Annotated in this window: 14 protein-coding genes and 1 pseudogene; 5 read left to right on the top strand and 10 right to left on the bottom strand. The window is 61.8% G+C overall.

Annotation, left to right across the window (positions count from 1 at the left end; genetic code table 11):
* Nucleotides 1–25 precede the first annotated feature (25 nt).
* The 5 genes from dapA to FHX14_RS28715 all read right to left on the bottom strand — a co-directional run bounded on the left by dapA (nucleotide 26) and on the right by FHX14_RS28715 (nucleotide 3962).
* Nucleotides 26–904: a 4-hydroxy-tetrahydrodipicolinate synthase gene (gene dapA / locus FHX14_RS28735; RefSeq protein WP_184380304.1), complete on the bottom strand. Its 879-nt coding sequence runs from the start codon at nucleotides 902–904 to the stop codon at nucleotides 26–28.
* 31 nt (nucleotides 905–935) lie between these two features.
* Nucleotides 936–1604 (bottom strand): amino acid ABC transporter permease, encoded by a 669-nt coding sequence (locus FHX14_RS28730; protein WP_184380302.1) that lies wholly within the window; start codon nucleotides 1602–1604, stop codon nucleotides 936–938.
* A 9-nt stretch (nucleotides 1605–1613) separates the two neighbouring features.
* A complete protein-coding gene (locus tag FHX14_RS28725) occupies nucleotides 1614–2276 on the bottom strand; it encodes an amino acid ABC transporter permease (protein ID WP_179612470.1) in 663 nt (220 codons plus the stop codon).
* A gap of 10 nt (nucleotides 2277–2286) precedes the next feature.
* Nucleotides 2287–3069 (bottom strand): amino acid ABC transporter ATP-binding protein, encoded by a 783-nt coding sequence (locus FHX14_RS28720; RefSeq protein WP_184380300.1) that lies wholly within the window; start codon nucleotides 3067–3069, stop codon nucleotides 2287–2289.
* A gap of 62 nt (nucleotides 3070–3131) precedes the next feature.
* Nucleotides 3132–3962, bottom strand: coding sequence for a transporter substrate-binding domain-containing protein (locus FHX14_RS28715; protein ID WP_184380298.1), 831 nt, complete (start codon nucleotides 3960–3962; stop codon nucleotides 3132–3134).
* A gap of 201 nt (nucleotides 3963–4163) precedes the next feature.
* Here FHX14_RS28715 and FHX14_RS28710 point away from each other — a divergent pair, with 201 nt between their 5' ends.
* Genes FHX14_RS28710 through FHX14_RS28700 form a run of 3 tightly spaced genes read left to right on the top strand, consistent with a single transcriptional unit; the run spans nucleotide 4164 to nucleotide 6128 of the window.
* Entirely contained in the window at nucleotides 4164–4883 is a 720-nt protein-coding gene (locus tag FHX14_RS28710; RefSeq protein ID WP_003592247.1) for a GntR family transcriptional regulator, read from the top strand.
* A gap of 4 nt (nucleotides 4884–4887) precedes the next feature.
* Nucleotides 4888–5673, top strand: coding sequence for a pyrroline-5-carboxylate reductase (locus FHX14_RS28705; RefSeq protein WP_184380296.1), 786 nt, complete (start codon nucleotides 4888–4890; stop codon nucleotides 5671–5673).
* Nucleotides 5674–5678: 5 nt separating this feature from the next.
* Entirely contained in the window at nucleotides 5679–6128 is a 450-nt protein-coding gene (locus FHX14_RS28700) for a DUF5086 family protein (RefSeq protein WP_184380294.1), read from the top strand.
* Between the two features lie 13 nt (nucleotides 6129–6141).
* On the opposite strand, the gene FHX14_RS28695 is transcribed toward FHX14_RS28700, so the two are convergent.
* The gene (locus tag FHX14_RS28695) at nucleotides 6142–6690 is read right to left on the bottom strand and encodes a cupin domain-containing protein (RefSeq protein WP_003592244.1); all 549 of its coding nucleotides are present in this window, start codon (nucleotides 6688–6690) and stop codon (nucleotides 6142–6144) included.
* A 143-nt stretch (nucleotides 6691–6833) separates the two neighbouring features.
* Between FHX14_RS28695 and FHX14_RS28690 the strand changes: the two genes are divergently transcribed.
* Complete coding sequence (locus FHX14_RS28690) at nucleotides 6834–8168, top strand: aspartate aminotransferase family protein (protein WP_184380292.1); 1335 nt, start codon at nucleotides 6834–6836, stop codon at nucleotides 8166–8168.
* Between the two features lie 70 nt (nucleotides 8169–8238).
* Here FHX14_RS28690 and FHX14_RS28685 read toward each other — a convergent pair whose 3' ends face one another.
* The 3 genes from FHX14_RS28685 to alr all read right to left on the bottom strand — a co-directional run bounded on the left by FHX14_RS28685 (nucleotide 8239) and on the right by alr (nucleotide 11789).
* A complete protein-coding gene (locus FHX14_RS28685; protein WP_184380290.1) occupies nucleotides 8239–9258 on the bottom strand; it encodes an AraC family transcriptional regulator in 1020 nt (339 codons plus the stop codon).
* Between the two features lie 81 nt (nucleotides 9259–9339).
* On the bottom strand, nucleotides 9340–10626 hold the full coding sequence (locus FHX14_RS28680) for a D-amino acid dehydrogenase (protein WP_184380288.1): 1287 nt from the start codon (nucleotides 10624–10626) through the stop codon (nucleotides 9340–9342).
* A gap of 29 nt (nucleotides 10627–10655) precedes the next feature.
* Entirely contained in the window at nucleotides 10656–11789 is a 1134-nt protein-coding gene (gene alr / locus FHX14_RS28675; protein WP_184380286.1) for an alanine racemase, read from the bottom strand.
* A gap of 126 nt (nucleotides 11790–11915) precedes the next feature.
* Between alr and FHX14_RS28670 the strand changes: the two genes are divergently transcribed.
* Nucleotides 11916–12380: an Lrp/AsnC family transcriptional regulator gene (locus FHX14_RS28670; RefSeq protein WP_003575601.1), complete on the top strand. Its 465-nt coding sequence runs from the start codon at nucleotides 11916–11918 to the stop codon at nucleotides 12378–12380.
* Between the two features lie 16 nt (nucleotides 12381–12396).
* On the opposite strand, the pseudogene FHX14_RS28665 reads toward FHX14_RS28670, so the two are convergent.
* Nucleotides 12397–12564 (bottom strand): annotated as a pseudogene (locus FHX14_RS28665) (helix-turn-helix domain-containing protein); the annotation flags it as partial.
* Between the last annotated feature and the right edge of the window lie 19 nt (nucleotides 12565–12583).

The following is a 12583-nucleotide window of genomic DNA, read 5'->3' as shown; positions in this document are numbered from 1 at the left end:
CGATCCCGCTCTCCGCAGGAAAACCCTACCAGTTGAGGATCGGCTCCATCGCTGCCCGGAACTCGGCCTTTTCTTCCGAGGTCAGCTCGCCGAGCGGCGCGCGGCACGTTCCCACGGGCAAGCCCTGAAGCTCGCAGCCATATTTGATCTTCTGCACGAACTTGCCGCTCTCGAGGATGTTCATCGCTCGGTAGAGGGTTTTCATCATCTCGCGGACCTTGCCGAGGTCTCCCGACTTGTAGGTTCGGTCGAGATCGCAGCAGGCCTTGGCCATGCAGTTGGATGGACCGCAGATCCAGCTTTCCGCGCCCCAGAACATGAAATCGAGCGCGATGTCGTCGGAGCCGCTGACAAGCTGGATCTTGCCCTCATAGCGGCTGGCGATGTCGATCGCGCGCTGCAACACGCCCGAGCTTTCCTTGATGCCGATCACCCGCGAATTATCGGCAAAATGATCCATCAGCTCGAAGCTGATGTCCGAACCATCCTTGGCCGGATAGGAATAGAGCACGAGGCTCACATCGACGGCGTTGAGCACGGCTTCATAGTGCTTGATGAGTTCCGCCTGGGTCGGACGGGTATAAAATGGCGGTGCCAGCAGGACTGTGTCATAGCCGATATCTCTGGCCAGCGCCGTCTGTTCGATCACCTCGCGGGTGGCGGGCGCATTGGTGCCGGCGATCAGAATTTCGCCCGGCCTGGCAAACTCCTTGACGAACTGCAGCACGTCACGGCGCTCTTCCCTGGATTGGCTGAAATACTCGCCGGTCGAGCCGTTTGGAACCCAGCCGGTGACGCCGGCCTCACGCAGATGCGTCAGAAGCTTTTCGAACGCCTTGAAGTCGATCCTGTTGTTCGCGTCGAAGGGGGTGATGAGGGCGGGCATGACGCCGGAAAGTTTCATGGGATTTCTCCTGTCCTGGGAATGACGGTTTTCAGATTGCGAGCTTCTTGAGGATGCGTCCCTCGATGAGGGAGACCGCCCGCGTCAGTGGGAAGGCGATAGCGAAGTAGATCAGCGCGACGACCGTCAGCACTTCGACCGGACGGGCCGTGTTGTTCGAGATGTTCTGGCCGACGAACATCAGGTCCGCCATGCCGACGGCGGAGACGAGCGCGCTCTCCTTGAACAGGCTGACACAGTTCGACAGCAGCGTCGGGATGGCCCGCAGCACCGCCTGCGGCAGCACGACGTTGATGACCTGGGCGCTGCGCGGCAGGCCGAGCGCGACGCAGGCATCCAACTGCTCGCGGCCGATGGATTTGAGGCTCGCCCGGAAGGTCTCGCTGGTGATCGCGCCCATATAAAGCGTCAGCGCGATGACGCCGGACGCCAGGTTCGAAAGCTCGACGCCGAGGATGAGCGGCAGGCAGAAGAATATCCAGAAGAGCTGGATCAGCACCGGCGTGCCGCGGAAGAATTCGACATAGGCGCCCGAGACCGCGCGAAGCGCCAGATTGCCGGATGCCCGGGCGAGGCCGACGAGGAAGCCGAGAGAGCATCCGAGCACGATGCAGATGACCGTCAGTTTGATCGTCATCCACAGACCGAGCAGCAGTGCGTGCTCGAAGCGCAGCAGGATCGAGAAGTCGAGCGTCATCATGCTGGCCTCCTAGCTGACGAGGATCTGGCGGCGGCGCTCAAGCAGGCCGACGATCTGGGTTATCGGGAAGGACACGGCGAAATAGATGAGCGCCACGACGGTGAAGGTCTCGATCGGCCGGTAGGTCTCCGTCGCCAGCGTCTTGCCCTGGTACATCAGGTCCTGGATCGCCACGATAGCAACCAGCGCGCTCTGCTGGAAGATGACGATGCCGTTGGTCAAAAGCACCGGGATCGAGGCGCGGAATGCCGTCGGAAAGACAATGTAGAGCACCCGCTGCAGCGGATTGAGACCGAGCGCGATGCCGGCGTCGAGCTGCTCGCGCGGAACCGCCTGGATGGATGCCCGGTAGGCCTCGGCGTTGAACGCCATCAGATTGAGCCCGAGCGCCATGATGCCCATCGTCATCGGGTCGAGGAAGACGTCGAACAGCATCGGTACGCAGTAGAATATCCAGACGATCTGCACGATGGCCGGCGTGCAGCGGAAGAATTCGACAAACAGCATGAACGGCAGCCGCACGATCTTGATCGGGCTCATGATGAGGAGGGCCAATCCGAAGCCCAGGACGATGCCGAGGACGTTCGCAGCCGCCGTCAGCTGCAGCGAAACCCACAGCCCCTGCAGAAGCGGAGCAATGGAGACGGCATTGAAATCGAACGTATAATTCATCTGTGCCTCCCTACTGCTTGATATGGAAGACGCGGTCGATGAATTCCTTGGTGCGCTCCTCGCGCGGGGCGCTGAGCACCTGCTCGGGTGGACCGTCCTCGACGACCACACCGCCGGCACAGAAGATGACGCGCGACGCGATATTCTTGGCGAACCACATGTCGTGGGTGACGATCATCATCGGCATGTTCTGGGCGGCGAGCTGCAGGATGACCTGCTCGACCTCGCTGACGAGTTCAGGGTCGAGGGCCGAGGTGACCTCGTCGAACAGCATCAGCTTCGGGTCGAGCATCAGAGCGCGGGCGATGGCGACGCGCTGCTTCTGACCGCCGGAAAGCTGGGCCGGATAGGCATTGGCCTTGGCGCCGAGCCCGAAGCGCTCGAGCAGCGCCTGGGCGCGGGCCGTGGCCTTCGCCTTGCTTTCTCCGCGCACTTTGCAGGGCGCGAGAACCAGGTTCTGAATGACGCTCAGATGCGGAAACAGCGTGTAGTGCTGAAAGACCATGCCGATCGAGCGGCGGACATTGGTGTCGATCTGGGTCTTCCGGGCAGCGCCATCGGAAGAAATATAGGCCTTGCCATCGAAACTGACCGAGCCGCTGTCGATCTGCTCGAGGCCCATCATCACCCTGAGCAGCGTGCTTTTGCCGCCGCCGCTCGGACCGATGACGACGACGCGTTCGCCGGGCTTCATTTCAATGTCGATGCCTTTCAGCACCTGGATTGCTCCGTTGCCGTAGCTTTTGTGGAGCGCCTGCATTTTCACGAGGGGAAGGCTGAAGGACGTGGTCATGGCCAATCTCCGATGATCGAAGCTGGAAGGGCCGGCGCGATCCCCGCACCGGCCCGGCGAGGTTACTTTGCGCCCTTGAGCACGTCGTCGACCGCCTTGCGGATCAGGTCATCGACGTGACCGGTCGCAACCTTCTCTTCGAGGAAAATATCGACCACTTCGACGTCGGCGGCCGAAAGCTGATGCGGCAGACCAAAAGCAACACCCTGCTTGGCAAGGGCCGGCGTCGGGTTGAGCGCGACTGCCCAATCCGGGTTCGACTGGGTGAAGAGCTGGTTGGTATCGGAGGCGTCGACCAGAATGTCGGCGCGCTTCGAGGTGACCGCCAGCCGGGTCTCGTCATTGCCCGGAAGGCGCATGATCGTGGCGTTCTTCACCGCAGCGGAAATGGCTTTGTCCTGCGCCGTGCCCGACATGACGGCGAGCGTCACGCCTGATTTGTCGATATCGGCGACCGAAGCGGCGCCGGCGGTAATCTTCGGATTGTTTTTGTTGTAGGCCAGCGAGATCTGGTACTCCATTGCCGGGATCGAGAACTGCACGGCCATGGCGCGCGTCGGCGTGCGGTTGAGCGCCAGCGACAGATCCCATTTGCCGGCCTGCAGGCCGGCAACGATATTGTCCCAAGTGGTATCGACGAATTCAGGCTTCACCTTCAGCACGTCGGCGAATTCCTTGCAGAGATCGGCAAAGAAGCCGGAATATTCGCCCGTCGCCGGATCGCGCATGACATAGGGCGGCGCGACGGCCGCGCCGCAGCGCAACGTGCCTGCCTTCTGCACGCCCTGCCAATATCCCTCGGCGGTCTGGGCGTGTGCGGCGGTTGCGGAAAGACCGCCCATCAGGGCGAGCACGGGCAGCGCCCGCAAGGCGGACGTTATCAAAGAAAGCATTGGGCATTCCTCTTTTGCTGTGCGCGAAAGCGCGCGGTTCCACTCGTCGGCTCTGGCCGTTTCTATTGTTTTATTGTCGGCTGCGTGTCGACTGACGGAAATATGTCAACAGCGTGTCGACAAAGTCAAGCGGAAAAATTACATTGCCGACACGCTGTTTTTCTGGCCCAATGGGATCCGCGCCTGGAGAAAGGGACTTAAGTGTCTGATGAATCGGAAGTGAAACGCATCCGCGGGACTGGCTGGAAGAGCGTTTATGAAACGCTCCGCAACGAGATTTTGTCGCTTGCTCTGCCGCCCGGTCAGCTTCTCGACGAGATGACGCTTGCCGAACGCTTCGACATGTCGCGCTCGCCGGTGCGCGAAGCGCTGATCCGGCTCGGCGCCGACGAGCTGGTGGTGACGCTTTCCAACCGCAGCACGATCGTCGCGCCGATCGAAGTCGCGACCTTTCCCAAATATGTCGAGGCGCTCGATATCGCGCAGCGCATGAATACGCGGCTTGCCGCAGCGCTCCGGACCGAGGCCGACCTGAAGACCATCGCCAAACGGCTGAAGATCTTCGAAGCCGCGGTTAAAACCGGCAATCATCTCGCCATGTCGGAGGCCAACAAGGAATTCCACATGGCGATCGCCCATGCCGGAAAGAATCAGTACCTGGCCTCCTTCTACGAGAAGCTGCTGTCGCAGGGACAGCGCATGCTCCACCTGCATTTCGAATATCTGGAGCGGACCCATGAGGGCTATCTGCTGACCGACGAGCACACGCTGATGCTCGATGCCATCCGGGACAAGAACGTCGAGCTCGCCGACGAGCTCGCCCACGCCCATACGCGCCAATTCCAGGATAATTTCATCAACTTCATGCGCGAGAACTACACGACGGATGTCGCGTTGGGGCCGTTGCGGGCTGCGGAGTAATCATATGAAAACCAACAACATCGGATTCGTCGGCACCGGCGCCATCACCGAAGCGATGGTTCGCGGGCTTCTGGCCGAACCGGCCTATGTCTCGGAGGTTCACGTTTCTCCGCGAAGCGCCCACATTGCCGCGACATTGGCGGAGGAGTTCGCCTCGGTCAGGATTGCCGGGGACAACCAGACCGTCGTCGATCGCAGCGACATGGTGTTCCTGGCGATAAGGCCGCAGATCGCCGAGGAAGTCGTGCGGGCGCTGTCGTTCAGGACCGGCCAGACGGTCGTCAGCCTCGTTGCGGCAACGGAGCGCCAGGCCCTGCTCGAATGGATCGGCGCCGATATCGATCTCGTTCAGGCCATCCCCCTGCCCTTCGTCGCACAGCGGCAAGGCGTTACCGCCATCTATCCCGCCAATGCCGCCATCGCGGCGCTGTTCGACACGCTCGGAACAGCTGTGCAATGTCAGTCGCGGAAGGAGTACGATCTCCTCGCGGCCGCAAGCGCCGTCATGTCGACCTATTTCGGCGTCATGGAGTCGATCACCGGCTGGCTGGAAAAAAGCGGCCTCGAAAGGGCAAAGGGCCAAGCCTATATTGCCCCGCTCTTTGCAAGCCTGGCGCAGAAAGCCAACAACCCCGGTAACGAGCCGTTCAGCGCGCTGAGCCGCGAATTCGCAACCAAAGGCGGCCTGAACGAGCAGGTTCTTTCAGACTTCGACAAGCAGGGCGGTCTTGCCGCACTCACCGCCGCCCTCGACGGCGTGCTTGCCCGCATCGAGGGCCGCAGGAGCTGAGGCGGATGGCATCGGCATGGATGCGAACAGGTCTCGGCGCCGTCGTTACAGCCGTCGCGGCCCTCCTCGGCGGAACTATCCTGGCGCATGCCGAGGCGGCAAAACCACCGGCCGTTTCCACCGTCATTCTCTCCCTCTCACCACGGACCGTTCGTTGGGCCACTATCTACAAGGTTCCCGACCCCGCCGATCACGATCCCTATTACCATCTTGAGGTGATTGAGAAGGAGCGGCATACGCCGCCTTGGCAATTCAAACGGCTTGCCGCATATCTCGTCGTGACGGCGGAGGCTTTGGACAGGAGCCGCCTCAAACGGAAGGCAAAGACCTATTTTTACAAGGACATCGAGTTCCGGATCGCCGACAAGGCCTGGCGTCAACAATCTCCGGCGCAAAGGGAGGCTGTGGTGTGCCGTACGGCAATTCTCGAATGCATCAAATCCGATACAGAATAGATGCCAACCTGCTCTAGAACGTCGGCGGCGTGCAGGCGCTGATGACTTCGCAGGGCACTGGTCCGACGCAGCGGAAGCGATGCGGTCGCCGGCTTTCGAAATAATAGGCATCCCCCGGCCCGAGGATACGCCGCTCGTCGTCGACCGTCACCTCAAGCCTTCCCGAGAGCACGATCCCGCCCTCCTCCCCCTCGTGAACAAGCGGAATCTTTCCGGTGTCGGCGCCCGGCTGGTAACATTCCTTGAGCATTTGCAGGCTGCGCCCGAACAGGTTTTCTCCGACCTGCCTGTAGGAGATGGCGCCCTTGCCGATCTCCACCAGTTCTTCGGCTGCATAGAAGGCCTTTCTCGGACGCTCGGGCTCAAAGGCGAAGAACTCCGCCAGACCGATCGGGATACCGTCCAAAATCCGCTTCAAGGCCCCGACCGAAGGGTTGGAGGCATTCGATTCGATCAGCGAAATCGTTGAATTGGGCACGCCGGTGCGCTTGGCAAGTTCACGCTGGGAAAGCTTATGGGCGATGCGCAGATGGCGAAGGCGGCTGCCGATGTCGACTGACATGATGCGGTCCGTTTGTGTTGTCCAGAATATCGAAAAACATATCCGGTCATTCATTCAATTTCAATGACTTGCGTCACCGAAGAAAAGGACTTGTTTGAAAGGGAGAAATTGCCATTCTCCCCGCTATCCCAATGGAGGCCAGCATGGACCAGATCAGCAAAACGAACGCGCCCGTACTCGACAATTTCTGGATGCCGTTCACCGCGAACCGGCAGTTCAAGGCTACGCCGCGCCTCCTGGCCGCAGCGGAGGGCATGTATTATACCGACGTCGGCGGAAACCAGGTGCTGGACGGCACCGCCGGCCTGTGGTGCTGCAATGCCGGCCATGGCCGCAAGAAGATCGCCCAGGCAGTCGAGCGGCAGCTTTCGACCATGGACTATGCTCCGACCTTCCAGATGGGCCATCCGATCGCCTTCGACTTCGCCGCCAAGCTGGCCGCGAACGCGCCGGGCGGCCCGGACGGCAAGCTCGACCGGGTGTTTTTCACGGGCTCAGGTTCGGAATCGGTCGATACGGCGCTGAAGATCGCCATCGCCTATCAGCGTGCCATCGGCCAGGGCACGCGCACGCGCATCATCGGGCGCGAGAAGGGCTATCACGGCGTCGGCTTCGGCGGCATATCCGTCGGCGGCCTCGTCAACAACCGGCGGGTCTTTCCGCAGATACCGGCCGACCATATGCGCCATACGCTCGACGTCGAGCGCAATGCCTTTTCGAAGGGCCTTCCCGCCCACGGCGTGGAACTGGCCGACGATCTGGAGCGCCTGGTGCAGTTGCACGGCGCCGAAACCATTGCCGCCGTCATCGTCGAACCGATGTCGGGATCGGCGGGCGTCGTCCTGCCGCCGAAGGGTTATCTGGAAAAGCTGCGTGCAACCGCCGACAAACACGGCATCCTGCTGATCTTCGACGAGGTCATCACCGGCTTCGGCCGCCTCGGCACGCCTTTCGCGGTCGATTATTTCGGCGTCGTGCCCGATCTCGTCACCACGGCAAAGGGGCTCACCAACGGGGCGATCCCGATGGGCGCAGTCTTTGCCAGCCGCAAGATCTATGACGGCCTGATGGTCGGCCCGGAAAATGCGATCGAACTCTTCCATGGCTATACCTATTCCGGCCATCCGGTCGCCTGCGCCGCCGGGCTTGCAACCCTCGAAATCTACGAGGAAGAAGGACTGCTGACACGCGCGGCCGTTCTGGCCGAGCACTGGCAGGAGGCCCTGCATTCGCTGACAGGCCTGCCGAATGTCGTCGACATCCGCAATCTCGGCCTGGTCGGCGCGATCGAATTGGCGCCCCGCAACGGCGCGCCGGGAACCCGCGCCTACGACGTCTTCGTCGACTGCTTCAACAAGGGCCTGCTGATCCGCGTCACCGGCGACATCATCGCGCTCTCGCCACCGCTCATCATCGAGAAGAGCCAGATCGACACGATCGTCTCCACGATCGCTGACGCGCTGAAGCGCGCGGCATAGACCTGCATCCGGCGCCCCCTCGTCGGCGATTTGAATCGCCGACGCAACCGCCCGGCTGCAAGCATGGCGATCAGCGCTTCAGGGCCTGTGACGGAAGTTGACCGAAACGCTTCCGATACTCGGCTGAAAATCGCCCCAGATGGGTAAATCCCCATCTGAGCGCGATGTCGGCGACGGCCTGTCGCGTGCCGGATTCGAGCAGATCGCGATGGGCGGCAAGCATCCGGAGTTCATGCAGGTAGGCCATCGGCGTCGTATCTCTGAACTGCCGGAAACCCTGTTGCAAAGTGCGGACGCTGACCTTGGCTGCGGTCGCGATGTCGTTGAGCGAGATCGGCTCGGCGATATATTCCTGCATGAATTCGATCGCCCATTTCACATGGCGAGGAGCCGGGGCCGGAGCGGGTAGCGCAAGCGCCTCCGAATAGCGATGGGGACAGGTCTCCAGAAGCAGATAGATCGTCGCATCGCAGAGCGCGCTCAGAGCCAGCGGCGACTGCAGCAGCGGCCCGTCGCCGCTGAGCCCGTAATGGAGGTTCGCGGCGAGTTGCTGCAACACGAGCCCTGAACCCGTCCTCAGATCGATAGAGGGACGAAAATCCGTGTCGCCGATAATCGTTCGCTCGAACATCTGCGTGAGGTGCCTGTTGATCCTCGCTTGATCGATGAACAGGCCGAGATGACGGCGTGGGCCGAGCAGGCGGGCGCCCGAGACGCGGCCCGCCCCGAGAATGGCGCCGCGGCCGGGAACCGAATGGATATGCTCCTTGCCCGCATCGAAGACAGCGTCCCCCTCCATCGGCAGGAATATGATCACCTTGCCGCTGGGCGCCTCCCGCCGGATCGCGATCGTGCCTTCGTAGGCGCAGTCGGCAATGGCCAGCTCTTCCGTCGCGACGAAATTGCAGCGGTAGGCGATGGGTGCGTCGGCTTTCGCCTCAGCCTTGATTGGAGAGTTCGGCGTCGACAATATTTCCGAGAGTGCGTCCGGATCCGTGCCGCTGAACGCCGTCTCCCAAAACGGCGGGCTCTGCCTCGCCGGATCGTGGAGGGAGCTGCCATTGACGGGCACAAGGGAACGACCGGACATTCATGACCTCGAAGACAAAGCCCATTGGGTATAAGCGATGGGCGCAATCATTTCTTTGCATTTTGCGCCGTTTGACGGGTTTCAGCCATATCGATTGATGGCGAGATCCCGAGCGTCGATTTCAGGCGCGCGACCGCCGACCAGATCGCTGATCAGCCGCGCCGAACCGGTGCTCATCGTCCAGCCGAGCGTGCCGTGGCCGGTGTTGAGAAAGAGGCCGCTGATCTTCGTCGGGCCGATGACCGGCGTGCCATCCGGCGTCATCGGGCGCAGGCCGGACCAGAAGGACGCCTTGGAAACGTCGCCGCCGGGGAAGAGATCGGTGACCGAATGTTCCAGCGTGCTGCGGCGGGCGAACCCGAGATCGTTGGTATAACCGGAGATTTCGGCCATGCCGCCGACGCGGATGCGGTCACCGAGCCGGGTGATTGCGATCTTGAAGGTTTCGTCCATGACGGTCGATTCCGGGGCGCGCGACGCATCGGTGATCGGGATGGTGAGCGAATAGCCCTTCACCGGATAGACCGGCAATTTGATGCCGAAGGGCTTGAGCAGCAGCGGCGAATAGCTGCCGAGTGCCACCACCACCGCGTCCGCACTCATCCGTTCGCGCTCGCGATCGGGATCGCCGTCGCCATCGCGATCGCGATCGGTGATGACGCCGCGTACTCGGCCGGCCTCGACATCCAGCGCCTTGATCGTCGTGTCATAGGCAAAGCGGACGCCGAGCGCCTCGGCTCTGGCAGCCAGCGCATTGGTGAATTTAAAGCAGTCGCCGGTTTCGTCCTTCGGCGTCAGCAGGCCGCCGACGATCTTGTCGCGCACGTGCTTCAATGCCGGCTCGAAGCGGATGCAGCCGTCCCGGTCCAGCACCTCATAGGGAATACCGTCGGCCGCCAGCGCCTTGACGTCCTTGGCCGAGGCCTCGAGCTGCTGCTGGGTGCGGAACAGCTGCAGCGTTCCCTGCATGCGTTCGTCATAGGCGATGCCGGTCTCGGCGCGAAGCTCGGCCAGCGCGATGCGGCTGTAATCGGCAAGACGCAGCATGCGGCTCTTGTTGATCGCATAACGCTCGGAGGTGCAGTTCGACAGCATCCTCGCCATCCAGGAGAGCATGGCCAGGTCGAGCTTCGGGCGCAGGATGAGCGGCGCATGTTTCATGAACAGCCACTTCATCGCTTTCGCTGGAATGCCGGGCGCTGCCCACGGCGAGCAATAGCCGAAGGAGACTTCGCCGGCATTGGCAAAGCTCGTTTCCAGCGCCGGGCCTTTCTGCCGGTCGACGACCGTGACCTCGTGACCTGCTTTGGCCAGCTGATAAGCGGATGTGACGCCGACGATACCGGCACCCAGAACAATGACTTTCATGATTTTCCCAATGATGGAGCCGCCGGCTCTCAGCGATATTGCCTGTCGTAACGATCGCCCAGACCGGTTAGGATTTCGTAAGGTATCGTGCCTGCGTCGCCAGCGATGTCCTCGAGCGTCTGTTTCGGGCCGATCACTTCGACCAGACTGCCCAACGTCAGGGCGCCTTCAGGCAGCGCCGACATGTCGACGGTCGCGCTGTCCATCGAGACGCGGCCGACGATCGGCAGGCGGATGCCGTTGCAATAGACGGCGCCGCGGTCGCCGAGCGATCTGGGCAGGCCGTCGGCATAACCGGCGGCGATAGTGGCGAGACGCATTTGCCGCTGTGTGACATGCGCACCGCCATAGCCGACCTTGGCGCCTGCCAGCAGGGTGCGGGTCTGCACGACGGCGACGTCGAGGCTGACGACCGGCTCCATCGGGTTTGTCTCGCCGGTGTTGGGCGCGCCGCCGTAAAGCGCGATGCCGGGGCGGGCGAGCACGCCGTGATAGGCGTCACCGAGGAAGACCCCGCCGGAATTGGCGAAGGATATGTCGAAGCCGGGGAATTCGTCAGCGATGCGGGCCATCTCGGCCAACTGTTCGCCGTTCTGGTCGCTCTCCATGTCGTCGGCCGAAGCGAGATGGCTCATGATGAACAGGATTTCGACATTGCTGCCGTCGCCAAGCGCTGCCGCCAGTTCGGCGCGTTCTTCCTCGGGAAAGCCGAGCCGCGACATGCCGGTGTCGAATTGCAGCACGGCAGGCAGGCAGCGCTTCAGCATGCGCGCCGTCGCCGACCATTGCCGCCACTGGGCCAGTGAGTTGAGAACCGGGACGATGCCCCTCTCGGCGCAAGCGATCTCGTTGCCCGGCTGCAAGCCGTTCAGCACAAAAATCTGGGCGTCATGCGCAAGGGTCGGCCGCAGTCTGACCGCCTCGACGAACTGGGCGACGAAGAAATGCCGGCAGCCTTCGCCGTAGAGGGTTGCCGCGACGCGCTCGGCGCCGAGGCCATAGGCGTTGGCCTTGACGACCGCCCCCGCACGGACCGGTGCCAGTATCGATACGAGCTTGCGGAAGTTGCGACCGAGCGCGGCAAGATCGATCGTCAGATAGCCCGTGGCGCCCTGCGCGGTCGTGGTGGTGCGTGTGCGGAAAACCAAAATATCGCTATCCATGTTCATCCCTTCTCGATCTCAAGAAGTTTATGAAACAATGCGCGAAATTGCCTATCATTCAGCAACAGGTTATTGCATGATTTGCCTATTATCCGCATAATCATCGAAAATTTGGAATAATCCATCATGCCCGCTCTCGACTCGATCGATCGCAATATACTGAGGCTGCTGCGCCTCGACGCGCGCATGAGCAATGCCAAGCTCGCCGCCGAGATCGGCCTGTCGCCATCCGCCTGCCTCAGGCGCATCAAGATCATGGAAAAGTCAGGGGTGATCCGCGGCTATACGGCGCTGGTGGACACCGGCAATGCGGACGAAATGATCGCCGTGATCATCAACATCACGCTCGAGCGACAGACGGAGGATCATCTCGATCGCTTCGAGGCGGCGGTCCGCCGGCATCCCGAGATCCGGGAATGTTTTCTGATGACTGGCGGTTCCGACTATCTCCTGCGCGTGGAGGTCGCCAGCCCGGGCGAGTTCGAGCGCATCCACAAGGAAATACTATCGACCCTGCCGGGCGTCCTCCGTATTCATTCCAGCTTCTCGATCCGGAATGTTCTGGCGACGCGCACCAGAGGCAGGCGTTAAAACGCGATCACCAAACTTATATCAATTCCAGCGCCGTCGCCTTGGCGACCGCTTCACTCGTCGTGGCGACGGTCAGCTTGCGGCGCGCCGAGGCGAGATAGAGCTGCACCGCGCTGGTCGAAATGCACAACCGGGCGCAAATCTGCTTTGCCAAGAGGCCATTGGCGGTCATCTGCAAACATTGTCGTGAACCGCCCGCAGGG

The sequence above is a fragment of the Rhizobium sp. BK619 genome, assembly GCF_014195245.1.
Taxonomy (GTDB): Bacteria; Pseudomonadota; Alphaproteobacteria; order Rhizobiales; family Rhizobiaceae; genus Rhizobium; species Rhizobium acidisoli.
Note: the sequence above shows the minus strand (reverse complement) of the source record. Positions and strands in the feature narration are given on the sequence as shown.